The following is a 25,479-nucleotide window of genomic DNA, read 5'->3' as shown; positions in this document are numbered from 1 at the left end:
GCACCGTTTGCAACAGCGAATTAATTTTGTAACCTGTTATTTTTTAATGGTTATTTGATTCTGTTGTTGGGGTTTAGCCCATTTGGTAAAGAATGATTTCAGTACCGACATAGCTTAGAACCAGGAAAATATAGGCCCAGATCGCGTATCTGGCGGCCTTTTGGCCGCGCCAGCCACGCTGGAAGTGCCCAAGCAGCAGCAGGGCGTAAACCGTCCAGGCGAGGATTGCGAAGAAAGTTTTATGCACCAGGTGCTGCGCGAACAGGTTCTCAATAAAAAATGCGCCGCTGAGCAGGGCGAAACTCAAAAAGATAAAACCGATGACAATCAGCTGAATCAGGGTTTTTTCCATGGTTTGCAGTGGTGGCAGGGCTTTGAGCACGATGCCGAGCTGTTTTTTGCGGAAGCGGCGCTCCTGAATGCTGTAGAGGATCGCCTGTGCCGTAGCCAGTCCCATGATGCTGTAGGCGGAGATGGAAATCAGCACGTGACTGCCCAGCTCATAGGGCAGCGGATGAATGTCCTGCAAGCCGAACGGAAACAGGGTCGAAAAAGCCGCCAGCGGGAAAATAAAAATCCCCAGTGTTTCGGTGTGCTTGTTGAGGTTGGTGAACAGCAGGATGGTGCTTGCCAGCCAGGCGATCAGCGACAGTCCGTTGCCCAGCCCGAATTCGATTTGCGCCCCTTTGAGCAGCGTGGCACTCAGGGCGAGCGCGTGCAGGATAACGGCCAAGCCCGCGGTGAGTAGGATTTTATGGCGCAGGGTCTGCTGGGTTTGAATTTGTTTCCAGATAAACAGGCTGGCGAACAGATAAAACAGACTGGCGATGATGGCGCTGAAGCCGCTTAAAACCATGGAAAGACCCTGTGAAAATTTTAATTGAATAAACCGTATCCTGCGATGCAGGTGGCATCAATGATGCAAGAAGACGTGTGTTAATTGGTATGTGCAACCATTGAAGCGATATTTTCGCTATAATAGCGGAATTACAGTTTGAATAGAAGACCGTGCCGATAAACGCGTAGTAGCGGATGAGTTCAAGTATCGGGAAAGCGGTTGTTGCAGGAGTGTGTCATGTTTGACAATCTATCGGAACGTTTAACAAAAACCTTTAAGACCTTGCGCGGCCAAGGTCGTTTAACAGAGAACAATATCAAGGATGCGCTGCGTGACGTGCGCCGCGCGTTGCTGGAGGCCGATGTCGCGCTGCCGGTGGTGAAATCCTTCATCACCAAGGTGCAGGATCGGGCCATCGGTACCGAGGTTTCCACCAGCTTGAATCCGGGGCAGGCCTTCATCAAGATCGTCCGCGATGAGTTGACCGAGGTGATGGGGCAGGCGGCGGTGCCGCTGAATTTCAATGTGGAGCCGCCGGCGGTCATTATGATGGCGGGTCTGCAGGGTGCCGGTAAGACCACCACGGTCGGCAAGCTGGCCAAGTGGCTGAAAGAGCGCGAGAAGAAAAAAGTCATGGTGGTGTCGGCCGACGTCTATCGTCCCGCTGCGATCAAACAGCTGGAGACCTTGGCTGGGCAGGTCGGTGTCAGTTTCTTCCCGTCCAGTGCCGATCAGGATCCGGTGGAAATCGCCCGCAATGCGCATAAAGAAGCGCGCAAGCAGTTTGTCGATGTATTGATTCTGGATACCGCCGGCCGCCTGCATATCGACGATGAGATGATGCAGGAGATCAAGCATCTGCACGATCACGTCAAGCCGGCCGAAACCCTGTTTGTAGTCGATGCGATGACCGGTCAGGATGCCGCCAATACCGCCAAGGCCTTTAACGATGCCTTGCCGCTGACCGGGGTGATTCTGACCAAGACGGACGGTGACGCCCGCGGCGGTGCGGCGCTCTCAATTCGCGAAATCACCGGCAAACCGATCAAATTCATTGGTGCGGGGGAGAAAACCGACGCGCTGGAAACCTTTCATCCCGACCGTATGGCCGGGCGTATCCTCGGCATGGGGGATGTGCTCAGTCTGATCGACGAGGTGGAATCCAAGATCGACCGTCAGAAAGCCGAGAAGTTCGCCAGCAAAATCCAGAAATCCGGGCAGTTCGATCTGGAAGACTTTTTGGAACAGCTGCAGCAGATTCAGAACATGGGCGGTATCGGCGGGCTGATCGGCAAGCTACCGGGAATGGGGCAGCTTAAAGGCCAGTTGGACAGCGAGCGTGCCGAAAAGGAGTTTAAGCGTCTTGAGGCGATCATTCATTCCATGACCAAGCATGAGCGCGCCTTTCCGGCGGTGATCAAAGGTTCGCGTAAACGCCGTATTGCCGAGGGTTCGGGAACGTCGGTACAGGAAGTCAATAAACTGTTGAAGCAGTTTGAGCAGATGCAGAAGATGATGAAGAAAGTCTCCAAGGGCGGCATGAAGAATATGATGCGCGGCTTGGCAGGCAAGTTGCCGCCTGGATTGGGCGGCATGGGGCTGCCGCCGGGAATGCGTTAATCGCCGCTTAAAAAATGTGTTTAAAAAAACTGAACAGGCCGGGTGTGGATGCATACCCGGCCTGTTTGTTTTGTAATCGCGTGAATTCTGCGCGGTTTGTTAGGTTGGCAGTCGCGTTAAAAAGTTGAAAACTTTCAATAAATCATCGCAATAAGGCGGTTGAACCGCGTGTTGTTCTTATGTATAATTCCGCTTTTCCCGGATAGTGGGAAAGGTTAGAAGAATTTGTTGGGGAGATTCCTTCCCATCGCCTGATTTATTAATTGGAGAAATATAATGGTTGTTATCCGTTTAGCCCGTGGTGGTTCTAAAAAGCGTCCTTTCTACAAAATGGTTGTAGCTGATCAGCGTTACAAAGCAACTGGCCGTTTCATCGAGCAAGTTGGTTTCTTTAACCCGGTTGCACGTGGCAACGAAGAAAAAGTCCGTGTAGATCAGGCGCGTGTTGATCACTGGATCGCTCAAGGCGCTCAAATGAGCGATCGCGTAAAAAGCATCCTTAAAAACGCTTAATCTGAATAACGCAATCGGGCTGTCAAACGATGTCGGAAGCTTCTGAAGAAAAACTCATTGTCGGCCAGATTAGCGGTGTTTTCGGGGTAAAAGGCTGGGTGAAGATTTTTTCCCATACCGACCCGCGTGAAAATATTTTCAGCTATTCACCCTGGTGGGTGCGCTGCCCAAGCGGTTCACATAAAGGTGAATGGCAAGCCGTTACGCTCTTGGAAGGCAAAGTACAACAAGGCGGAAAAGCCTTGGTGGCTTTGCTGGAAGAGGTGGAGAATCGTGATATCGCCCGTGAGTACATGGGATGCGAAATCGCGATCAACCGCTCTCAGCTGGAAAATCCGGCGGAGGAGATGTACTGGATTGATCTGATCGGTTGTCAGGTCAAAAATCAGGACGGCGTACTGCTCGGAGAGGTCACCGGGTTGGTCGAAACCGGCGCGCATGACGTGCTGCGTGTTGAAGGCGAACATCCGGATTTGATTCCATTTGTCATGGATCAATTTATTCTCTCCGTCGATATCGAACACAAACTGATTGTGGTTAACTGGGATTTGGAAGAAGACCAGTGAGGTTCGACATTATCACCCTGTTTCCGGAAATGTTCAGCGCATTGACGGAGTCCGGCGTGAGCCGTCGCGCACTGCAAACCGGTCTATATGAATTAAAAACCTGGAATCCGCGTCAGTTCACGACTGACAGACATAAGACGGTCGATGACCGGCCTTATGGCGGCGGTCCGGGGATGGTGATGCTGTACCAGCCGCTCAAGGATACTATTGATGCCATTCGCAGCGAAGTGTCCGTCAAGCCGCACGTAGTGTATCTTTCTCCGCAGGGCGAACCGCTCACGCAGGCGAAGGTGCAATCCCTGTTGCAGTACGATTGCGTAACCCTGTTATGCGGCCGTTACGAAGGGGTGGATGAGCGTTTGCTGCAATCGCAAGTGGACGAGGAAATCAGTATCGGCGATTTTGTGGTCAGTGGCGGTGAGCTGCCGGCCATGATGTTGATGGATGCGATGATTCGTCTCCTGCCGGGCGCCTTGGGGCATAACCAGTCGGCCGAGCAGGACTCGTTTTCCGACGGCCTGCTGGATTGTCCGCACTATACGCGTCCCGAAGTGGTGGACGGCATGGCGGTGCCGAGTGTGCTGGTTGAAGGTAATCACGCAAAAATTGAAGCCTGGCGACAGGCGCAAAAACGGGAGCGTACGCAGCAGCGGCGCCCCGACCTTCTGACCAAACTGGTCAGTGAAGGTGACAATTAGGGTTCAACCTCTGGTCGGCAAGCCCGGCGAATGTTGGATGAATGCAGTTGAAAACGTCAACCGCATAAAGGTGCGTTTTCACGTTTAAAGACCGATACATTCAAGGCGGCTTTAAACAAAAAATGGAGTGCTTAAAGATGAGCGATATCATCAAGCGTATTGAAGCGGAACAAATGAACAAAGAAATTCCTTCATTTGCTCCAGGTGACACAGTTGTTGTTAAAGTTAAGGTTATCGAAGGTAAAAACGAACGTCTTCAGGCTTATGAAGGTGTTGTTATCGCTAAGAAAAACCGTGGATTGAACTCTAACTTCATCGTTCGCAAGATTTCTCACGGTGTTGGCGTTGAGCGTACATTCCAAACTTACAGCCCACTGGTTGAAAGCATTGAAGTGAAACGCCGCGGTGACGTACGTCGTGCTAAATTGTACTACCTGCGCGACTTGTCTGGTAAAGCAGCACGTATCAAAGAAAAAGTATAATTTCTTGATGCATCCATCCAGCAATGGATTGGCTGTCAGACAGATGAAACGCCCCGGATCGGTCTCGATCTGGGGCGTTTTTGTATTCAGGCATTTTAAGCCGCTTGCCGTATAATGGATTTCAGTTAATCCCTTTAAAGCTGTCTAATGAAGCGTGCCCCATTCTCCATTCCGTTGCCCGCAATTTGCGAGGAGTTTCTCAATCAGCTCGCCTTTGTCGAAGGGCTGAGCGCCAATACTCTCGCGGCCTACCGCAAAGATCTGCAGCTCTACCTGGCCTGGTGGGAATTGCAAAGCCTGCCGCTGGCAATTCAGCAGGCTGAAAAGCAGCATATCGAAGATTTTCTGTTATCCATGCAGGATCAGGGGCGCAAAGCCAAGAGCAATGCACGTTTGCTTTCTACCTTAAAGCGCTTTTATCAGTGGTTGGCGCTCAACGAGCGAATTGCTTCCGACCCGACGGCCTTGCTCAAAGCCGTCAAAATCCCGCGCGAAATCCCGTCGGTCATCAGTGAAAAGCAGGTTGACGCGCTATTGAATGCCCCTGATGTCATGACGCCTTTGGGGTTGCGTGACCGCGCGATTTTAGAGTTGATGTATGCGTCCGGCTTGCGCGTGTCCGAAGTGGTGGAGCTGCCGTTTGAACAGGTCAATTTAAGTGCCGGACTGGTGCAGGTGACGGGCAAGGGTTCCAAGGAGCGTATTGTGCCGATGGGCGAGATGGCCATAGAGTGGATAGGACGCTACGTGCGTGATGCCCGTCCGCAGCTGGTCGGGCAGAAATGGGTGCCGACGCTATTCGTGTCACGCATCGGACGGCCGATGACGCGCCAGACTCTATGGCACAGGGTACACCAACTCGCCTTTGCTGCAGGCATTTACGGCAAGCTCTCTCCGCATGGTCTGCGCCATGCCTTTGCCACGCATCTGCTCAATCACGGGGCAGATCTGCGAACCGTGCAGCTGTTGCTGGGGCACAGCGATCTCTCCACCACACAAATCTATACACACGTTGCCAAAGAGCGACTGCACCGCATTCACCAGCAGCATCATCCGCGCGGATGAGCGGGGGTCTATCGTCAGATTTTATCCATATTCGAGCATTGGGAAGCGGGTTAAAACTGTGCTATAGTCCCATGCACTTTATAAAGCAACAGATGGTTTAACGATGCATATTTTGAAAAAAACAGTTTTGGCGTTGAGTTTGGGAGCGCTGCCTTTCTCGGCGGTAAATGCCGATATGGCAAGTGATAAGCAAGCGATTCAGCAGCAGTTGAAAAACATTATTCCGGATGCGCCTGACGCAAACATCACCCCCAGCGTACTTCCGGGGCTGTATGAGGTTTCGGTGGGGCCGATGGTGATTTACATGACGGGCGATGCCAAATACGTTTTGAACGGCAGTTTGATCGATCTGCATACCCGTGAAAACCTGACGGAACGCACCAAGGCCAACGCCCGCAAAGCCGCATTGGCCAAAATTCCTGCCGATAGCATGATTACCTACCCAGCAAAAGGCCAAGCAAAGCATGTGGTGACGGTATTCACCGATATCGACTGCCCGTATTGCCATAAGTTGCATAAAGAGATTCCGGCTTTGAACGAAGCGGGGGTCACGGTGCGTTACTTGTCTTATCCGCGTGCCGGCGCCGGATCACCGGCCTATCAGAAGGGGGTAACAGCCTGGTGTTCGGAAAATCGTAATGAAGCAATGGACAAGCTGATGGCCGGCGAACAGGTGGCTTCCAAAAGCTGCGACAATCCGGTTCTGGCGCATATGCAACAGGCACAGATATTTGGCGTGAATGGCACGCCGAACATCATTCTTGAGAACGGCGACATGATTCCGGGGTATGTGCCGGCCAAAGAGTTGGTGCAGATGTTGCAGCAAAAGCATTAAGCGCACGGTTGTTATCAACAAAAACGCCCTCATAAGAGGGCGTTTTGCGTTTTTAGCAGAGTTGGCTTTTAAAGTTCACCCCATTTCTGGCGTTTTTTAGGCACTCTGAAGAAACGACCCAGCAATAGACCCAGCAGGAGCACGCCGCCGCCTGTCAGGAACCATTGGCGTTTGATGGCATCGTCAGACTGGTCGATCTGTTCGCGCATAATCGCGTTGTCGTCTTCCAGGCGGGACAGACGGGCTTTCATCTCCTGGTTTTGCTTGTCCAGTTCAACCGCACCGCTGGAAACCTCTTTCAGGCGGTTCAGTTCCTGCGTGATTTCAAACTTCTCCTGCTTGACGGTTTTGAGTTCGTTGCTGGTTTCGTCATAGCGGATTTGCAGGGTGCTCAATTCCTGTTTCAAGTCGTTGAGTTTAGCCTCCACCGCAGTGGTTTTGGCCATTTGGGCATCCAGACGGTCACGGGCAATCGGCTGGTTTTCGAGCATCATTGCCGGCATCCAGCCTTCTGTGCCCGCATAACTGACTTTGGCCCAGCCTTCTTCGTTGACCTCCAGCAGTTTGACTTCACTGCCCGATTTGACCATGCGTTTGATGCGGTGCTTGTGGCTGGCGCCGCTGCGCATCGGGACTTCAAACGAGTCGGTGATGTAGCGCACGCCGCCTGCCGCGGATTCGACCGCCTGTACAGGCTGGCTCAGAATGCTCAGACCAAGGAGGATGGCCGGCGCGAGCGTTTTAAAGTTGCTGAATTTTTTCATATTGAACCTTCAAGTTATTCAGTGCGGTTTCATTGTCGCTGAGTTTCTGACGTTCATTCGCCACCACGTCTGCAGGGGCCTTGGCCACAAAACTCTCATTGCCGAGTTTTCCTGACAAACGCTTGATTTCGCCTTCCAGTTTACCAATCTCTTTGGCTAGGCGCGCCAGTTCGGCGTCCTTGTCGATCAGACCGGCCATAGGGATCAGCACCTTCATTTCGCCGACCAGGCTCACGGCGGATTCCGGTGCGTCGGCTTCGTTTTGCAAGACCGTGATGCTGTCCAGCTTGGCCAAAGACTGCAAGAACAGACGGTTGTTTTCCAGCCAGGCTGCATCGGTGTCATTCAGGCTGGCTAACAGTACCGGCAGAGCTTTGCTAGGTGCGATGTCCATTTCGGAACGAATGCGGCGCACGCCCATAATGAACTGTTTAACCCACTCCAGTTCGGCCATGGCGGCGCTGTCGATTTTATCGGCTTCCGCTTGCGGATAGGGTTGCAACATAATGGTGGCGCCGTCTTTCCCGGCCAAAGGCGCTACCGCCTGCCAGGCTTCCTCTGTGATGAACGGAATGACCGGATGCAGCAGACGCAACAAGGCTTCCAGTACACGCACCAGCGTGCGACGTGTACCGCGTTTGGCGGCGTCACTGCTGTCGGCGCTATTCAATATCGGTTTGGCAAGCTCCAGATACCAGTCGCAGTATTCGTTCCAAGTGAACTCGTACAGCGCGTTCGACGCCAGGTCAAAGCGGTAGTTGTCAAAATGCTTGGCGACTTCCTCTTCAATCTGCTGCAGGCGCGAAACAATCCAGCGGTCCGCCAGAGAGAGTTCCACCGGCTGGGAGGCGTCCACACCGGTGTCGTAACCTTCGGTGTTCATCAGCACGTAACGCGTGGCGTTCCACAGCTTGTTGCAGAAATTGCGGTAACCTTCGGCGCGGTTCAGGTCAAAGCGGATATCGCGTCCGGTCGAGGCGAGCGACGCAAAAGTGAAGCGCAGTGCATCCGTGCCATAGGCAGGAATGCCGTCGGCAAACTGTTTGCGGGTGGCCTGTTCAATTTTGGCCGCCTTTTCCGGTTGCATCATGCCGTAAGTGCGTTTTTGCACCAGGCTTTCCAAATCGATACCGTCGATCAGGTCGATCGGGTCGAGCACGTTGCCTTTGGACTTGGACATCTTCTGACCTTCGCCGTCACGTACCAAACCGTGCACGTAGACCTGTTTGAAAGGTACCTGGCCGGTAAACTTCAAGGTCATCATAATCATGCGTGCAACCCAGAAGAAGATGATGTCGAAACCGGTGACCAATACTGAAGTCGGGTGGAATTTAGCCAGTTCCGGAGTCTGTTCCGGCCAGCCCAGGGTTGAGAAGGTCCAGAGTGCAGAGCTGAACCAGGTGTCCAGAACATCATCATCCTGGCGCAGGCTGACATCTGCGGCGAGATTGTGTTTTCCGCGCACTTCCGTTTCATCGCGACCGACGTAGACATTGCCGGCTTCGTCGTACCAGGCCGGGATGCGATGCCCCCACCAGATCTGACGCGAGATACACCAGTCCTGGATATTGTTCATCCATTCAAAATAGGTGTTTTCCCAATTTTTAGGCACAAATTCGATGTCGCCGTTTTTGACGGCGTCGATGGCCGGTTTGGCAAGCGATTCCACCGCAACATACCATTGGTCGGTCAGCAGAGGTTCGATGACGGCATGCGAGCGGTCGCCACGCGGTACCATCAAAGTGTGCGGTTTGATGTCTTCCATCAGCCCCAGGGCTTCCAGGTCGGCAATGATCTGTTTGCGCGCCTCGTAACGGTCCAGGCCGCGGTATTTTTCCGGCGCTTCGTCGTTGATGGCGGCATCGATGGTGAAGATGTTGAGCATCGGCAAATTGTGACGTTTGCCCATTTCGTAGTCGTTGAAGTCGTGCGCCGGGGTGATTTTGACACAGCCGGTTCCGAACTCCAGATCGACGTAGTCGTCGGCGATAATCGGGATTTCTCGATCCACCAACGGCAGGGTGATGGTTTTGCCGATCAGGTGCTTGTAACGTTCGTCTTCCGGGTTGACCGCGACCGCCTGGTCGCCGAGCATGGTTTCAGGACGGGTGGTGGCGACCACCAGATGGCCGGAGCCGTCGGACAATGGATAACGCATGTGCCATAGATTGCCCTGTTCCTCTTCGGAGATGACTTCCAGGTCGGATACCGCGGTGTGCAGGATCGGATCCCAGTTCACCAGGCGTTTGCCGCGATAGATCAGGCCTTCCTCATAGAGGCGTACAAAGACTTCTTTGACTGCATTCGACAGACCATCGTCCATAGTGAAGCGTTCGCGCGACCAGTCAGGTGACGCACCCAGGCGGCGCAACTGTTTGGTGATGGTGCCGCCGGACTCTTCTTTCCATTCCCAGATTTTGTCGATAAATGCATCTCGTCCCAGATCGTGGCGGCTCAAACCTTTGGCGGCCAGCTGTCTTTCGACGACCATCTGGGTGGCGATCCCGGCATGGTCGGTACCCGGTTGCCACAGGGTGTCGTTGCCTTGCATGCGATGGTAGCGGATCAGGGTGTCCATAATCGTATCCTGAAACGCGTGGCCCATGTGCAGACTGCCGGTGACGTTTGGCGGCGGGATCATAATGGAGTAGGGAGCCGCGTCGTTATTTTGCGGTTTGAAATACCCTTTGTTTTCCCAGAGTTGGTACCACTTGGATTCAATTGTATTGGGGTCGAAATGCTTTTCCATCGGTCTTTTGTTTTCTTAAATGTAATAAGCCCAAAATTATAGCAAAGAGCGCATGGGCTTGGTGGGTGTTAGGGGGAGAAAAAAGGAAAAAATTCGGCCACCATGAGAAAATGTCGGTGGCCGATGAGGTGCTTCTAGGAGGAAGACAAATTTAAAGGGGACGTTTTGTGCGTCCTTAGCTACCTAGAAGTTGTAAGACGCTGGCGCGAGACTGGTTGCCTTGCGCTTGCATCGCCATTGAGGCTTCATTCAAAATCGATTGGCGGGTTTGTTCAGTGGCAACACGTGCCATGTCGGCATCGCTGATGGTGCTGCGGCTGGCCAGGGTGTTGACGTTTTGCGAGTTCAAATTGTTCACGCTTGAAATCAGGCCGTTTTGCTGGGCGCCGAATTGCGCGCGGCCGTTGCTGAGCTGTTCCGTTGCCGTGCTTAGGCCTTGCAGTGCCAGTGCGGCATTGGCGGAGTTGCTGATGTCCAAGCCGCTTAGTCCCAATGAATCGGTTGTGAAATTCGGCAGGTTCAGCGCGTTATTGCTGTCATTCAGTGCGATATTGACGTTTGAGGTATCAGCGTTTAGCAAGTTGATGCCGTTGTAACTGGTGTTGTTGGCAATGTTGTTAATGTTTTCCAGGTTCTGCTGAAACTCGACATTCAGCATAGAGCGTTGCTGGTCAGACAGAGTGCCGTTCTGCGCTTGCAGCGCCAGTTCGTTCATGCGCAATACGCTTTGGGTAATCGATTGACTGCCGCCGTCGGCCGTTTGCAAGAGGGCGATGCCGTTATTGGCATTTTGCACAGCCATGTCCTGCGCGTTAACCTGTGTCGTCAAAGAGGCGGTCACCGCCAAGCCGGCCGGATCGTCTGCTGCCTGATTGATGCGGCTTCCCGTTGCCAGGCTGCTGCTTGGGGTAACATTGGGAATGTAGCTGTTGGATGTGATAGAGCCGTAGGATTGAATTGCCATGATCTTGCTCCGCTTCTAAAATGCATTCGTTATTGAATATATTACGATTTTTTGAGTGTTGAGGAAAGCTAAAAATGTCTTGTTGTTCAGGAGGTTATTGTCAGTTTAAGTTTCCGGAAGGTCCGCCGTTGGTGGATAATCCGGTGACGAGTTTGAACGCCAATTATCAGTTTTTGCCCTACGGGACCTTGCTGGAAGCCGGGGAGGTGATTCGCATCTGGATGGAGTCGGGTGAAACCAAAACGGTCATTTTGGAAGAGAAACTCCGTTTGGAATTTACCCTTGACGGGCCGCGCGTAATAGCTGACAGCAGGAATTTTCCTTGGCAGTTGATTGCGATGGATTCGGGGGTGGCTTACGAGGATTTGATGGATTGGTCCAAGCATCCGTTGTTCAATCCGCAAACAACGTCGGTGCTGTTGGTGTTTTCGCATCCGCTTGAGCCCAAATTGACCTTAAAGGATTACTGGCTGCGCTTTTTGTACAAGATGCGCAATTTGTGATGCTTTTGTAGATAAAAAAAGCCCCGTAAACGGGGCCAAGCTTTGATTACCGAGGAGTAATTCAGACTAAGAAAGGATTATTTGTTGGTGAACTCTGGGTAAGCTTCCATACCACATTCTGATTTGTCCACACCGGCATACTCTTCTTCTTCGCTAACACGTACGCCCATAACCGCTTTGATAATGCTCCAGACGATGTAGCTAGTGATGAATACCCAAGCGAAGATCACTGCAGTACCGATTAGCTGTGAGCTCAAAGAAGCATCCGCATTGGTGAAGGTTACCGCAATCAGACCCCAGATACCGACGATACCGTGAACAGAGATCGCACCTACCGGGTCGTCGATTTTCAGTTTGTTATCCATTGCCAGGATGGCAAACACTACGATGATACCGCCTACCAGACCAATCAGCGTTGCAGCCAATGGTGTTGGAGTCAAAGGCTCGGCAGTGATGGCAACCAGACCAGCCAAAGCGCCGTTCAGGATCATTGACAAGTCAACTTTGCCGAACAGGATTTTAGAGATCAACAGGGCACCGATGACACCGCCGGCCGCAGCCATGTTGGTGTTCACGAAGATCATGGCGACCGCATTGGCTTCTTCGATGTTAGAGATTTTAAGCTCAGAACCACCGTTAAAACCGAACCAACCCAACCACAGGATGAAGGTACCCAGTGCAGCCAGAGGCATATTGGCACCCGGAATCGCGCGTACTTCACCGTTAGGACCGTATTTGCCTTTACGAGCACCCAGTACCATAACACCGGCCAAAGCAGCAGCGGCACCTGTCATGTGAACGATACCTGAACCTGCGAAGTCCAAGAAGCCCAGTTCGTCAAGGAACCCGCCGCCCCATTTCCAGAAGCCTTCAACCGGATAGATAAAGCCTGTCATCACAATCGCGAAGACGAAGAACGACATCAGCTTCATACGTTCAGCCACAGCACCGGATACCACCGACATGGCGGTCGCTACGAACACAACCTGGAAGAAGAAGTCAGACATACTTGAATAGTAAGTCTCACCGTTGCTGGCAAGAACATCTGCCACGGCATTGTCGCCACCTAGCAGGAAGCTGATGCCCGGGATGTAGCTGTTAATGCTGTCGCCGTACATGATGTTGTAACCCACCAACATGTACATGATTGAAGCGATGGCAAACAAGCCGACGTTTTTAGCCAGAATTTCCGTGGTGTTTTTGGCGCGGACCAGGCCGGCCTCCAACATGGCAAAACCTGCTGCCATCCACATGACCAGAGCGCCGGACATCAAGAAGTAGAAGGTGTCCATTGCATAGCTGAGATGCGTTATTTGTTCCATAATTATTTCCTCACATTTCTCTTTTTAGTGCGACCTTATAGAGCGACGTCGCCGGTTTCTTCTGTACGGATGCGGACCGCTTGTTCGATAGGCAGAACGAAGATTTTGCCATCCCCGATTTTGCCGGTACGGGCTGCAGCACCAATGGCTTCAACCACGCGTTCCACTTTGTCGTCTGAAACCGCGATTTCAAGGCGCAGTTTTGGTAAAAACTCAATCGCGTACTCAGCTCCGCGATAGATCTCTGTATGGCCTTTTTGACGGCCAAAACCTTTCGACTCCGTCACTGTCATGCCGTGCACATCCACTTCGTGCAAAGCTTCCCGGACATCATCGAGTTTAAAAGGTTTGATAATTGCAACAACCAGTTTCATACTAACCTCTCTGATTTGATGGATATAGCGTTTCGCTTAACCTAAAACATTTAATGTGCCAGTTTTAATAAATACCATTTAAAATCATATATATGTGGATTTTCTGTTTGTATTTCCTGGCATTATTTTTTATTAAAAAACCAATTTTGGAACCAAGTGGTGCTTTATTGCATTAAGGTGGTGCATTTTGTTTGAGGGCGGTGTGGGTAAGCTGTTGCGGGCGTTGTTGCTGCAGTTTGTGGCGTTAGCTATTTTGGCGGTGGGTGTCTATATGGCGCGCCATGTTTTCACCCCTCCCTATCCCGTCTGGGGGTTGGTGTTGATGCAAGGAGGCTTGGCGGCGCTGCTGAGTTGGCGCCTGCCGGTGTGGTGGCGCTGGATTCAGTTTTTATTGCCGCTCGGGCTGTACGGCGCCTGGATAATCCAAATGGATCCATGGTGGAGTTTGTCGGTTTTTGTGGTGCTCTGGCTGGTGTTTGCCAACGTCAATAAGGAGCGGGTACCGTTGTATTTGACCAACTCGGTAACGCGGCAGGCCTTGAGGGTGTTGGCCGAAGAACGGGCGGCGCAGCAAGGCCGGATGCAGCGCTTTATTGATTTGGGATGCGGTTTAGGGGGCAATGTCTGCTTTATGAGTCGCTTGCCGCAAATCGAACGGGCTTTGGGGGTGGAAACCGCGCCTTTGCCCTATTTTATCTCGCGTCTGCAGGCTTGGTGGCGGGGCGGTGAGATCCATGCCCAGGATTTATGGAAAGTCGATTTGAGCGGCTTTGACATGGTGTACGCCTTTTTGTCGCCCGAGCCGATGCCGAAATTGTGGCAGAAGGTGCAGGCGGAGATGCGCGCGGGGAGTGTGTTTGTGAGCAATAGTTTTGCCGTGCCCGATGTTGCGCCGTCGCAGGTTTGGGAGCTTAGCGATCGCCGCCAGACGCGTCTGTATCTGTATGAGATAAGCGAGCGTCCGGTAATTCCGCTTGGTGACTTCGCCGACGATTAGGATGGTGTGTTGTGCCCGCAAAAAAACTTCGGCGAAAATCGGGCGAAAAAAGTCAACAGGCCGGGTAGGCAAGTTTGTCTTGCATCAAATTTCTGAATGAAAGCGCCTTCCGGCGGCATTTAAAGGCAGCTGCAAGGGCGTTTTCATGCTACATTCAACCGAATAGAGTGCAGTTATCCGCAGGCATGGTGCGGTGTCAATTAAGTTAAGGAGAGGCAATGGGCTATAGTCTTGAACAGGTGCAGTCGTGGAGTCGTTTTGTGGAGAATATGGCGCGACGCTACCCTGAAGTCATGGATGAGACTTTTTGGCAAACACAAAATGCACCGGGGCAGCTATATCGCGAGGTTTACGCGCTGGTACGCGCTTCGGCGGATGAAAACGAACTGAAACGCCATCTGCGCCAGCAGCGCAATAAACTGATGGCGCGTATCGCCATCCGCGATCTGAAAGGGTTGGCGGAACTGGAGGAGTCGATCCGCGAGGTGTCCGACTTGGCCGATGCGCTGGTGGCCAGCGCTTTGGACTGGCATTACGAAAGACATTGCGAGCGCTACGGCACGCCGATTGGCAACGAATCGGGCGAGCCGCAAAAGATGATTGTGCTGGGGATGGGCAAATTGGGCGGTCAGGAACTCAATTTCTCCTCGGACATCGATCTGATCTTTGTCTTCCCCGAAGGCGGCGAAACGCAGGGTGCGGCGCGTAGCACGTCAAACGACCAGTTTTTTATCCGCCTGGGGCAGGCGCTCAACAAGTCTCTGGTGGAGATGACCGAAGACGGTTTTGTGTATCGGGTGGATATGCGCTTGCGCCCGTTTGGCGATGCTGGGCCGCTGGCGGTGAGCTTTGCCGGAATTGAGCATTATTATGAAGTGCACGGCCGCGCCTGGGAGCGTTATGCCTTGGTCAAGGCGCGGGCGATGGCGGGCGATAAGCGTGAAGCCGAATATCTTTTCAGTATTTTGCGGCCGTTTGTGTTCCGTCGTTATGTCGATTTCAGCGCAATGGAATCCTTGCGCGAACTCAAGCAGATGATTGCGGCGGAAGTCGCCAAAAAAGGCATGCAGGAAAACGTCAAGCTTGGGCCGGGCGGCATCCGCGAAGTGGAATTTATTGTGCAGGCGTTCCAGTTGGTGCATGGCGGGCGCGACAAAGCCTTGCAGGGTCGCTCGCTGTTGCCGACCTTGGCGTTGTTGTTGGAGCGTGAGTATATCGATCAGGAGGCGCATGACGGGCTGCGCGCCGCTTATATCTTCCTGCGCCGTGCGGAAAACCGGCTGCAGATGTGGATGGATCAGCAGACCCATGCGTTGCCGACGCAGCCTGAACAGCAGCAGGCTTTGGCCGAATCGATGGGGTTTGCGGATTATGCGGCCTTTATGGTTGAGCTGAACCGTCACCGCGACTTTGTGCAGGCGCAATTCAATGCAGTCTTTGCGCAGGAGGCGGCGACACAGGAGGTGCAGCCTTTCAGCAATATCTGGTTGAGTGATTTGCAGACGGAAGAGGATTTGCACGGCCTGGAGATCGAGCAGGCGGAAGTGTTTTTGAAACTGATGCGCGATTTTAAAGAGTCCCGTTCGGTCGGGCGTTTGAGCAAAGAGGGGGTGGAGCGTTTGAACGCCTTTATGCCGCTGTTGCTGCAACGCCTGTTGCTACAAACGTTTGAGCCTGAAACCTTGCAGCGCGTGCTCAAGGTGGTGGAAAGCGTGGTGCAACGCAGTGTCTATCTGGTGCTGCTCAAGGAGAATCCGGTCGCTTTGAAACATCTGGTGGAGCTGTGCCGTGTCAGTCCGTGGCTCAGTGATATGTTGGCGCGTTATCCGGCGTTGATGGATCAGTTATTGGATGAACGCTCACTCTATGCGCCGCTGGAATTGGATGCGTTGAACCGCGAGGTCGGCCATCTGCTGCAAGAGGTGGGTGATGACGAGGAGCAGTTTATGGAGCAGATTCGTCAGTGGCGTCATGCCCAGGTCTTTAAGGTGGCGGCGGCCGATGTGACCGGCAGCGTGCCGATTATGAAGGTCAGCGACTATCTGACGTGGATTGCCGAGGCGACCTTGAATGGCGTGGTGGAGTTTGCCTGGCGTTTTATGCAGCGTCGCACCGGGCTGCCTGGCGGTCTGGCCGCCGAGCAGGTACGTAATCCGTTTCTGGTGCTGGGTTACGGCAAACTCGGCGGCATCGAGTTGGGTTACGGTTCCGATCTGGACGTGGTGATGCTGTACGAAGGTGTCAGTCCGAGTGATCTGGCCAAAAGCGACAGCGGCCGTGAACTGGAAAATTCGCTCTATTTTGTGCGCATGGGGCAGAAAGTCATTTCGTTGATCACCACCTTGATGCCGGCCGGCATTTTGTATGAGATCGATACCCGTTTGCGTCCCAACGGGGCGTCCGGGTTGATGGTGGTCGATTTCGAGGCCTACAAGGCGTATATCGAAAACAAGGCGTGGAACTGGGAGCATCAGGCGTTTACCCGCGCACGTGCGGTGGTGGGAGATAGCCAAAGCCGGGCGGCGTTTGATGAATTCAGACGCCGTTTCCTGTGCCAGTCGCGCGATGCCGACAAGGTGTGTTCTGAGGTCGCGGAGATGCGTCAGAAAATGCGCGATTCGCTGGATAAATCCACCGATGAGGTGTTTGACCTCAAGCACGGCGTGGGCGGGATCGTCGATATCGAGTTTATGGTGCAGTATCTGGTGCTGGCGTTTGCGCATCAGCATCCTGGATTGGCGGTTTATAGCGACAATATCCGCATGTTGGAAGCGATTGAGCAGGCCGGGTTGCTGAGTGGCGAGCAGGTGGCGCAGTTGGTGGATGCCTATAAAACCTACCGCTCCAAATACCATCGTGTGGCGTTGCAAAACCAGAAGCCGTTGGTGGAAAGCACCTGTTATCTGCCGCAGCGCGAAGCGGTCAAGGCGATTTGGCAGCAGTTGATGGGCGCTTAAAAATCAAGCCACAAAACTGAACAGGCCGGGTGTTATAACTTGACCCGGCCTGTTCAGTTTTCAAAAGCCTAAAAAGCAAAAAGCCCGCGAAAGCGGGCTTTTTGTTTGACTAGGCAGCTTGTTGATTAAGCTGAGTAGTACATGTCGAACTCGATTGGGTGCGTAGTGGCACGGAAACGAGTGACGTCTTCCATCTTCAGCTTGATGTAAGCATCGATGACTTCGTCAGTGAACACGCCGCCCATTTTAAGGAATTCGCGGTCTGCATCCAATGCTTCCAACGCTTGATCCAAAGAAGAACACACGGTGTTGAAGGTTGCTTCTTCTTCCGGCTCCAAGTCATACAAGTCTTTTTCAGCAGGCGCGCCTGGATCGATCTTGTTCAGGATGCCGTCAAGGCCCGCCATCATAGAGGCCGCAAACGCCAGGTATGGGTTAGCTGTTGGGTCAGGGAAGCGCAACTCTACACGACGTGCACGCTCAGAAGGAGCGTATGGGATACGGATAGACGCTGAACGGTTTTTACCAGAGTAAGCCAATAGGATTGGTGCTTCGAAACCTGGAACCAAACGCTTGTAAGAGTTAGTACCTGGGTTGGTGAAAGCGTTCAACGCGCGCGCGTGCTTCATCAAACCACCGATGTACCAGATCGCTTCTTGTGAAAGACCCGAGTAAACATCACCGGCGAAAATGTTTTTGCCGTTTTTGGACAGCGACATGTTGATGTGCATACCAGAACCGTTGTCACCCACGATTGGCTTAGCCATGAACGTGGCTGTTTTGCCCAACGCTTGGCACGTGTTGTGAACGGCATACTTCAGGATTTGTACTTCGTCCGCCTTCGCAGTCAAAGTGTTACCGCCAACTGCCAATTCACACTGGCCGCCGTTAGCCACTTCGTGGTGGTGAGCTTCCAGCTTCAGACCCATTGCTTCAGCCATGGCGCAGATGTCAGCGCGCACTTCGTGCAATTGGTCAACAGGAGGAACCGGGAAGTAACCGCCTTTGACTTTTGGACGGTGACCCATGTTACCGCCTTCGAATACTTTTTCAGAGTTCCATGCCGCTTCGTTAGAGTCGATCTTAACGAAACAACCCGTCATGTCCGCACCCCAACGAACGTCGTCGAAGATGAAGAATTCTGGTTCTGGACCGAAGAAGGCAGAGTCAGCAACGCCGGTAGACTTCAGGTAAGCTTCAGCGCGTTTAGCGATACCACGAGGATCTTTTTCGTAAGCTTCCATAGTGGAAGGTTCAACGATCATACAACGGATAATCAGAGTAGGGTCGTTAGTGAAAGGATCCATTACATAGCCGTCAGTTTGTGGCATCAGAACCATGTCAGAGTTGTGGATACCTTTCCAGCCGCGGACTGAAGAACCGTCGAAAGATTGGCCGTCAGTAAAGAAATCTTCGTCAACTTTTGACGCAGGAATGGTTACGTGCTGTTCTTTACCGATTGTGTCGGTGAAACGCAGGTCAACCCATTTCACATCGTTTTCTTTGATTAAATCTAAGATCGCTTGTGGCATATTGCTGTGTCCTTTGTAGGAGGGTTATTTAAATAAACGTTGTGGATATTAGCTTGAACCGTGCCAAAAATCCAATTTTTCTTATTTATATTTCAAGTGGTTGATTTGAAAGTATAAACGGGAATTATGAGGTTGACATTAATGCTGAAAAAACAGGCGGATCATGATCTTTTATGGTGCTCTGGTTTTTTTTTGGTGCATTTTCACCGGCTTTCGATTCGTCGCGGAGCGCGTTGTTCCACGCCCCGATTTTGACCTAATCGCATTTTTTTACAGAGTGATTATGCATTGCAATCTGTTTGTCATATTAGCGAAGTATATTAGCGCCAAATTGATATTTTAACCATACCCCATTCGATTATTACAGGTCTAAATTTTATGAATAGTCAAACACAGCAGGCGCTCGAGCAAGCGCTGAAAGGGCCGGAGTTTGAACGTCGCGTGAAACGACGCAATCTCAAGGATTCGGCTTCTGCTTTTGGGATCAGTATCGGCGGTGTCGGCGTCATTATGGCGGTCTTGCTGATCATGTTTTTCTTGCTGTATGTGGTATTGCCGTTGTTTGTGCCCGCCAGCGTGGATAAGAAATCGGAGTTTATTGTACCTGGCAGCAAGGCGCAGCACACGCTGTACTACGGTATGGATGAGTATCAGGAAACCGCGCTGCGTTTTACCGAGAGTGGTGAGATGGTGGGTTTCAAGGTGGCGGACGGCCAGCAGATTTCGGCCGAGCGTCTGCCGTTGAACGGCGAAAGCATCACCGCTTTTACGGTGGTGTCCGAAGCGGACAATCTGCTGGCGTTTGGCTTGAGCGGCGGCGGGGTGCTATTGGCTAAATACGGTTACAGCGTCTCCTATCCAAACGATGTGCGTACCATCACGCCTAAGGTCGAATTTCCGTTTGGCGAGGACATCATTGCGCTGGCAAACAGCAAGATCGTCAAGCTGGCGGTGAAACAGAACGAGTCGGATATTGTGTTTGTTTATCAACAGGCCGGTTCCAGTCAGCTGCAAGTCAAGCAGTTCGGCAAAATCGAATCGATGCTGTCGGATAATTTGATTCTCGAAGAGGGCTATGCAAGCAGTGTCAACGCCAATGGTAATGTCGACTGGCTGCTGCTGGACGGCAGTATGCGCAACCTCTACCTGATCGGCAAGTCGGGTGTGGCGGATTACTTTGACCTGAGCGATTTGGAGAATCCGCGTTTGGTGCAGCATCTGAATCTGTTGCCGGCCGGCGAGCAGTTGACGGTCGCGCGTTTCCTGCTGGGCGATTACTCGCTGATGCTGGGAAGCGACAAGGGGGTGGTGTACCAGTGGTTCCCGGTGCGCAACCAGCACAACGAATTTGCGTTGCAGTCGATTCGCAGCTTCAAGGTCGGCGAGTCACCGATCAGTGCGATTGCCATCGAAAAAGGGCGTAAAGGCTTTGCAACAACCGATGATGCCGGCGCCTTCAACCTGTTTCACTCCACCGCGGAGCGCCACCTGAATGAAAGTCAGGTGAGTCAGCAGCCGGCGGTGTTTGTGACCTTGGCGAGCCGTGGCGACGGCGCGCTGGTGGAAACGGCCGATGGCGAGCTGGTGCACTACCAGATCGAGAACCATCATCCGGATGTGTCGGTGTCGAGCCTGTGGGGCAAGGTCTGGTACGAAGGTTACAGCGAGCCGGATTATGTCTGGCAGTCCTCTTCGGCCAGTTCCGATTTTGAACCCAAGTTCTCGATGACGCCGCTGACGTTCGGTACCTTGAAGGCGGCGCTCTATTCGATGCTGTTTGCGGTGCCGATCGCGGTGTTGGCGGCGATTTTCACGGCTTTCTTTATGGACAAGAAAACACGTCAGTGGGTTAAGCCGTCTGTTGAGCTGATTGAAGCGCTACCGACGGTTATCCTCGGTTTTCTGGCGGGGCTTTGGCTGGCGCCTTATATGGAAGCGCATCTGCCCGGCTTCTTTTCGTTGCTGATCGTGGTTCCGTTGGGGATTGTGGCTTTCGGCCTGATGTGGGCGCATCTGCCGGAAAAAATCCGTTTGCTGGTGCCGGTAGGCAAGCGCGCCATCCTGATGATTCCGGTGGTGATTATTCTGGGCTGGTTGGCGTTGCAGATGAGCGATCCGCTGGAAAACACCTTCTTTGACGGCGATATGCGTCATTGGCTGACCTACAGTGCCGGCATCGACTTTGACCAGCGCAATGCGATGGTCATCGGGTTTGCGATGGGCTTTGCGCTGATTCCGACCATCTTCTCGGTCACCGAAGACGCCATCTATAACGTCCCGAGCTATTTGATCAACGGTTCCTTGGCGCTGGGTGCCAGCGGCTGGCAGACACTGGTGGGTGTCGTGCTGCCGACGGCCAGTCCGGGGATTTTCTCGGCGATTATGCTTGGTTTCGGGCGCGGTGTCGGTGAAACCATGATTGTGTTGATGGCGTCGGGTAACACGCCGCTGATGGAAGCCAACCTGTTTGAAGGGATGCGCACGCTGGCGGCCAACCTCGCGGTGGAAATGCCGGAAGCGGCGGTGGACAGTTCACACTACCGCGTCTTGTTCCTGTCGGGGCTGGTGCTGTTTATCTTCACCTTTGTGTTCAACACCCTGGCCGAAGTGGTGCGTCAACGCATGCGCCGCAAATACGGTTCGCTATAAGTTCGCTGGTAAGGAGTTTGATTGTGAAAGAGTGGTTTAAAAAAGGCGAACATTGGATCTGGTTCAGCGCTTCAACCGTCAGTATCAGTGTGGTGCTGGTGTTCGGTCTACTGGGCATGATTGCGTGGAAGGGCCTGATCCATTTCTGGCCGCACGCCGTGTATCACATTGAGGTGCAGCATCAAAGCGGGCAGCAGGAAGTGATTGTCGGTGAGCTGCACGACACCAAAATGAAGCAGGTTGAGGACAACACGGCGCCGCACGGTAGTCGAGAGGTGCCGCAATATCTGTTTAAAATCGGCAACCGTGATGTCTACGGTATCGATTTCCGCTGGGTCAGTAGTGAGGACATGGTGGGCGGTGTCGAGCGTCTCGAAAAAGATGTGGTGGTCATCGAGCGTTACGAGTACGGCAACGTCTACGGCCATATCGAGTCGGTCAAGCTCAACGGACAGGTCGAATACAATCCACATAAGGCACTGGAGATGTTGGCCGAGCAGGTTGAAAAGGGCTCCGCTTTACACAGCGAGATCCATCATCTGGAAAAAATCGAGATCGGTGCGATCAACTACAAGATAGAAGGCCTGCGTCTGGAGGAGAAACGCCTGCGCGCCAACAACGATTTCGACGCCAAAGCCGAAGCGCGTCTGGCGGCGGAACGTGCCGAACTGCAAAAGGAGTTCGATACCCTGCATCAAGCCGTTCAGGTGCTGTATCAACAGGCCGAGTCTACGGGTGAGGTGACGCTGCGCATTGCCGGTGAGCGTACCTTGAACGTGCCGGTGAATAAAATCGTCAGCTTCTGGCAGCCTAATAATATGACGACGGCGGAGTCGATCGGTTTCTTCTTTAGCAACATCGGCAAGTTCATGTGGGACGAACCGCGCGAAGCCAACACCGAGGGCGGGGTTTTCCCGGCGATTATCGGTACGGTGACGATGGTGATGCTGATGGCGATTTTTGTGACGCCGATGGGGGTCATCGCCGCGATCTATATGAGCGAGTATGCCAAAGAAGGTGTGTTGCTGCGCATGGTGCGCATCTCCATCAATAACCTCGCCGGGGTGCCTTCGATTGTCTTTGGTATCTTCGGTCTGGGCTTCTTTGTCTATATTCTGGGATCGTCGATCGACGAACTGTTCTACAGCTATGCCTTGCCAAGCCCGACGTTCGGCACGCCCGGCCTGCTGTGGGCGTCGCTGACGATGGCGCTGCTGACCCTGCCGGTGGTGATTGTATCCACCCAGGAAGGTTTGTCGCGTGTGCCGCGCGCCCTGCGTGAAGGCGGGCTGGCGCTGGGCGCCACCAAGTCGGAAACCATTATGCGCATTGTGCTGCCGATGACGATGCCGGCGATTATGACCGGTCTGATTCTGGCGATCGCCCGCGCGGCGGGCGAAGTGGCTCCCTTGATGCTGGTGGGCGTGGTCAAGTTGGCGCCGGAGTTGCCGCTGGATATGGTGGCGCCGTTTGTCCATCTGGACCGCAAGTTCATGCACCTGGGCTTCCATATTTACGATGTCGGTTTCCAAAGCCCTAACGTGGAAGCCTCGCAGCCGCTGGTCTATGCGACCTCGCTGTTGCTGGTGCTGATTATCCTCGGATTGAATCTGGGGGCGATTACGATTCGTAACCGCCTGCGCGAAAAATATAAGTCGCTGGATCATTAAACATTAGATTTAGCGACTAAGAAAAATCGAATTTTTAACCCGGCCAAAAACTCAACAGGCCGGGTCAGAGAGGAATAGAGAGATGAGTGAACAAAATATCAGTGTGGCATTGGATCGCGATATTCGAGGGCTGTCATTGGCAGATGAGAAGGTCGCCATCGAGGTCAAGGATTGGAATCTGTACTACGGTTCCAAGCAGGCATTGAAAAGCATCAATATGGTCGTGCCCGAAAACCGCGTGACGGCGTTTATCGGTCCGTCAGGATGCGGCAAGTCGACCTTGCTGCGCTGTTTCAACCGCATGAACGACCTGATCGACATCGTCAATGTCAAAGGCTGCATGACTTTGCATGGCGACGATATGTACGCCAAAGAGATGAATGTCGCCTCGCTGCGCCGTCGCGTCGGCATGGTGTTCCAAAAGCCCAACCCGTTTCCTAAATCGATTTACGAGAACGTGGCCTACGGTCTGCGTCTGCAGGGCATCAACGACAAGACGACGCTCGACGAAACCGTGGAGTGGGCGTTGAAAGGTGCGGGCTTGTGGGATGAGGTCAAGGACCGTCTGAACGAAAACGCTCTGGGCATGTCGGGCGGGCAGCAGCAGCGTCTGTGCATTGCGCGCGCCATCGCCATCAAACCGGAAGTGCTGTTGTTGGACGAGCCGACCTCGGCGCTCGACCCGATCTCCACGCTGGCGATCGAGGAGCTGATTTTCGAGTTGAAAAAGGAATTTACGATTCTGATCGTCACCCACAATATGCAGCAGGCGGCGCGTGTTTCCGATTACACCGCCTTTATGTATATGGGCGAACTGATTGAGTACACCGACACCGATACGCTCTTCACCAATCCGCAGATGAAGCGTACAGAAGATTACATTACCGGACGTTACGGCTAAGCCAGAGGAGTGAGTCATGGAAAGAACGGAATTTAAAACACATATTTCAGAACAGCTTAACCGTAACCTCGAAGACCTGTTTAATCTGGTTCTGGAAATGGGCGGTCTGGTCGAACGGCAGTTGGAAAATGCCGTCAAGGCGCTGTCCAATGGAGACGTGGAACTGGCCAAAGAGGTCTTGGTGATCGACCGCCTGATCAACAAGGAAGAGGTCGAGATCGACCGTTTGTGTGCCAGCGTCCTGGCGCGCCAGCAACCGACCGCCTCGGATCTGCGCCTGATTATCATGGCGATCCGCATCGCGGTGGATTTGGAGCGCATGGGCGACGAAGTCACCAAAACCGCCAAACTGGTGGTCAAACTGTCCGACAAAGGGGTGGCCTGTCCGGATTTGCCGGGTTACGCCGAACTGCTGGAGATTTCCAATACCGCCAATGCCATGTTGAAGCAGGTGTTGAATGCGTTTGCGCGTCTGGACTTGTCCGAAGTCATCCAGATTCTGGACGAAGAGGAACGCATGGATCGACTGCTTAAGGTGGCGATTGCCAAAGTGGTGGACGGTTTTCACGCCGCACAGATCGATCCGGAATGTCTGCTGGAGATGGTCTATGCACTCAAGGCGAGCGAGCGTGTCACCGATCACGCCGCGAATATCGCCGAAAGCGTGGTTTATCTGGTGGAAGGGCGCGATATTCGCAATATCGACCCGGAGAAGTTGACGGCGTTCCTAAACAACCTAAAATAGGATGTTCATTGCAAAGCCACAGGCGACCGGAGTTTATGAGTAAACAGACCATCTTGATTGTCGAAGACGAAGCGGCCATCCGCGATATGCTCAAATTTACCTTGAGCTCGGCCGATTTTAGCGTGTTGGAAGCGCCCAATGCGGAGCAAGGCTGGCAGGTGACCAACGAGGCCATGCCCGACCTGATTCTATTGGACTGGATGTTGCCGGGCGTCAGCGGCGTTTCGTTGGCGCAGCGCATCCGCCAGCAGGACAAAACCCGCGCGATTCCGATCATCATGCTCACCGCCAAGTGCGAAGAGGATGATCAGGTGCAGGGTTTCGAAGCCGGTGCCGACGATTATGTGGTCAAGCCGTTTTCGCCGCGCGCGCTGGTGGCGCGCATCAAAGCGCTATTGCGCCGTCAGGACGTGGAGCCGGGCGGCGAAGAGCGCTTGCAGGCCGGTAAAATGGCGCTGGATTTGAGCAGCCACCGTTTTAGCGTCGATAACGAAGAGATCAAACTCGGGCCGACCGAATTCAAGTTGATCCACTTTTTCATGACGCATCCCAACCGCGTCTATTCGCGCATGCAGCTGCTGGACTATGTCTGGGGCGAGAATGTGGTGGTGGAAGAGCGCACTGTGGATGTGCATATCCGCCGTCTGCGCAAGATTCTCGAACCGGCCGGCGTGGCCGACTATATTCAAACCATTCGGGGTTCCGGTTACCGTTTCTCGGTGATTGAGGCCTGAA

At 53.2% G+C, this 25,479-nt stretch carries 22 protein-coding genes; 15 read left to right on the top strand and 7 right to left on the bottom strand.

The window, feature by feature from the left end; all coding sequences use genetic code 11:
* Positions 1-73 precede the first annotated feature (73 nt).
* Positions 74-856, bottom strand: a complete 783-nt coding sequence (locus tag HZ297_RS02420) for a cytochrome C assembly family protein (RefSeq protein ID WP_178861378.1) — start codon at positions 854-856, stop codon at positions 74-76.
* 219 nt (positions 857-1,075) lie between these two features.
* Here HZ297_RS02420 and ffh point away from each other — a divergent pair, with 219 nt between their 5' ends.
* The 7 genes from ffh to HZ297_RS02385 all read left to right on the top strand — a co-directional run bounded on the left by ffh (position 1,076) and on the right by HZ297_RS02385 (position 6,617).
* A complete protein-coding gene (ffh, locus tag HZ297_RS02415; RefSeq protein WP_178861377.1) occupies positions 1,076-2,458 on the top strand; it encodes a signal recognition particle protein in 1,383 nt (460 codons plus the stop codon).
* A gap of 276 nt (positions 2,459-2,734) precedes the next feature.
* Entirely contained in the window at positions 2,735-2,971 is a 237-nt protein-coding gene (gene rpsP, locus HZ297_RS02410) for a 30S ribosomal protein S16 (protein ID WP_178861376.1), read from the top strand.
* A 29-nt stretch (positions 2,972-3,000) separates the two neighbouring features.
* Complete coding sequence (gene rimM / locus HZ297_RS02405; protein ID WP_178861375.1) at positions 3,001-3,537, top strand: ribosome maturation factor RimM; 537 nt, start codon at positions 3,001-3,003, stop codon at positions 3,535-3,537.
* Positions 3,534-4,235 carry a tRNA (guanosine(37)-N1)-methyltransferase TrmD gene (trmD, locus tag HZ297_RS02400; RefSeq protein ID WP_178861374.1) on the top strand — a complete coding sequence of 234 codons (702 nt, stop codon included), beginning with the start codon at positions 3,534-3,536 and terminating at the stop codon, positions 4,233-4,235. Before rimM ends, trmD begins: the two co-directional genes overlap by 4 nt.
* Before the next feature lie 137 nt (positions 4,236-4,372).
* Positions 4,373-4,717 (top strand): 50S ribosomal protein L19, encoded by a 345-nt coding sequence (rplS, locus tag HZ297_RS02395; RefSeq protein ID WP_178861373.1) that lies wholly within the window; start codon positions 4,373-4,375, stop codon positions 4,715-4,717.
* A gap of 147 nt (positions 4,718-4,864) precedes the next feature.
* Positions 4,865-5,782: a site-specific tyrosine recombinase XerD gene (xerD, locus tag HZ297_RS02390; protein ID WP_178861372.1), complete on the top strand. Its 918-nt coding sequence runs from the start codon at positions 4,865-4,867 to the stop codon at positions 5,780-5,782.
* Between the two features lie 103 nt (positions 5,783-5,885).
* Positions 5,886-6,617: a DsbC family protein gene (locus HZ297_RS02385; RefSeq protein WP_178861371.1), complete on the top strand. Its 732-nt coding sequence runs from the start codon at positions 5,886-5,888 to the stop codon at positions 6,615-6,617.
* A 68-nt stretch (positions 6,618-6,685) separates the two neighbouring features.
* On the opposite strand, the gene HZ297_RS02380 is transcribed toward HZ297_RS02385, so the two are convergent.
* The 3 genes from HZ297_RS02380 to HZ297_RS02370 form a co-directional block, all read right to left on the bottom strand.
* Positions 6,686-7,381, bottom strand: coding sequence for a TIGR04211 family SH3 domain-containing protein (locus HZ297_RS02380; RefSeq protein WP_178861370.1), 696 nt, complete (start codon positions 7,379-7,381; stop codon positions 6,686-6,688).
* Positions 7,359-10,130: a valine--tRNA ligase gene (locus HZ297_RS02375; protein WP_178861369.1), complete on the bottom strand. Its 2,772-nt coding sequence runs from the start codon at positions 10,128-10,130 to the stop codon at positions 7,359-7,361. The genes HZ297_RS02380 and HZ297_RS02375 overlap by 23 nt, the downstream gene beginning before the upstream one ends.
* A 175-nt stretch (positions 10,131-10,305) precedes the next feature.
* Complete coding sequence (locus HZ297_RS02370; protein ID WP_178861368.1) at positions 10,306-11,094, bottom strand: flagellin N-terminal helical domain-containing protein; 789 nt, start codon at positions 11,092-11,094, stop codon at positions 10,306-10,308.
* A 74-nt stretch (positions 11,095-11,168) separates the two neighbouring features.
* On the opposite strand from HZ297_RS02370, the gene HZ297_RS02365 reads away from it, so the two are divergent.
* Positions 11,169-11,597 (top strand): hypothetical protein, encoded by a 429-nt coding sequence (locus tag HZ297_RS02365; RefSeq protein WP_178861367.1) that lies wholly within the window; start codon positions 11,169-11,171, stop codon positions 11,595-11,597.
* Positions 11,598-11,674: 77 nt separating this feature from the next.
* Here the strand turns inward: HZ297_RS02365 and HZ297_RS02360 are convergent, their stop codons facing one another.
* On the bottom strand, positions 11,675-12,919 hold the full coding sequence (locus HZ297_RS02360) for an ammonium transporter (RefSeq protein WP_178861366.1): 1,245 nt from the start codon (positions 12,917-12,919) through the stop codon (positions 11,675-11,677).
* Positions 12,920-12,954: 35 nt separating this feature from the next.
* Positions 12,955-13,293, bottom strand: a complete 339-nt coding sequence (locus HZ297_RS02355) for a P-II family nitrogen regulator (protein ID WP_178861365.1) — start codon at positions 13,291-13,293, stop codon at positions 12,955-12,957.
* Positions 13,294-13,480: 187 nt separating this feature from the next.
* Between HZ297_RS02355 and HZ297_RS02350 the strand changes: the two genes are divergently transcribed.
* Together HZ297_RS02350 and glnE are read left to right on the top strand one after the other, a co-directional pair.
* Positions 13,481-14,290: a class I SAM-dependent methyltransferase gene (locus HZ297_RS02350; RefSeq protein ID WP_218644506.1), complete on the top strand. Its 810-nt coding sequence runs from the start codon at positions 13,481-13,483 to the stop codon at positions 14,288-14,290.
* A 218-nt stretch (positions 14,291-14,508) separates the two neighbouring features.
* Positions 14,509-17,247, top strand: a complete 2,739-nt coding sequence (gene glnE, locus HZ297_RS02345; protein WP_178861364.1) for a bifunctional [glutamate--ammonia ligase]-adenylyl-L-tyrosine phosphorylase/[glutamate--ammonia-ligase] adenylyltransferase — start codon at positions 14,509-14,511, stop codon at positions 17,245-17,247.
* Between the two features lie 125 nt (positions 17,248-17,372).
* On the opposite strand, the gene glnA is transcribed toward glnE, so the two are convergent.
* A complete protein-coding gene (gene glnA, locus HZ297_RS02340) occupies positions 17,373-18,779 on the bottom strand; it encodes a type I glutamate--ammonia ligase (protein WP_178861363.1) in 1,407 nt (468 codons plus the stop codon).
* 378 nt (positions 18,780-19,157) lie between these two features.
* Between glnA and HZ297_RS02335 the strand changes: the two genes are divergently transcribed.
* The 5 genes from HZ297_RS02335 to phoB all read left to right on the top strand — a co-directional run bounded on the left by HZ297_RS02335 (position 19,158) and on the right by phoB (position 25,478).
* Complete coding sequence (locus HZ297_RS02335; protein ID WP_178861362.1) at positions 19,158-21,428, top strand: ABC transporter permease subunit; 2,271 nt, start codon at positions 19,158-19,160, stop codon at positions 21,426-21,428.
* 23 nt (positions 21,429-21,451) lie between these two features.
* Positions 21,452-23,098, top strand: a complete 1,647-nt coding sequence (gene pstA / locus HZ297_RS02330) for a phosphate ABC transporter permease PstA (protein WP_178861361.1) — start codon at positions 21,452-21,454, stop codon at positions 23,096-23,098.
* An 82-nt stretch (positions 23,099-23,180) separates the two neighbouring features.
* Complete coding sequence (gene pstB / locus HZ297_RS02325; RefSeq protein WP_178861360.1) at positions 23,181-23,999, top strand: phosphate ABC transporter ATP-binding protein PstB; 819 nt, start codon at positions 23,181-23,183, stop codon at positions 23,997-23,999.
* A 16-nt stretch (positions 24,000-24,015) separates the two neighbouring features.
* On the top strand, positions 24,016-24,744 hold the full coding sequence (gene phoU, locus HZ297_RS02320; protein ID WP_178861359.1) for a phosphate signaling complex protein PhoU: 729 nt from the start codon (positions 24,016-24,018) through the stop codon (positions 24,742-24,744).
* Positions 24,745-24,779: 35 nt separating this feature from the next.
* Positions 24,780-25,478 carry a phosphate regulon transcriptional regulator PhoB gene (gene phoB / locus HZ297_RS02315; protein WP_178861358.1) on the top strand — a complete coding sequence of 233 codons (699 nt, stop codon included), beginning with the start codon at positions 24,780-24,782 and terminating at the stop codon, positions 25,476-25,478.
* The last annotated feature ends 1 nt before the right edge of the window (position 25,479 follow it).

The sequence above is a fragment of the Thiomicrorhabdus cannonii genome (genome assembly GCF_013391695.1).
Classification (GTDB): Bacteria; Pseudomonadota; Gammaproteobacteria; order Thiomicrospirales; family Thiomicrospiraceae; genus Thiomicrorhabdus; species Thiomicrorhabdus cannonii.
The sequence above is the reverse complement of the archived record's forward strand: the minus strand, read 5'-3'. Positions and strand labels throughout refer to the sequence as shown.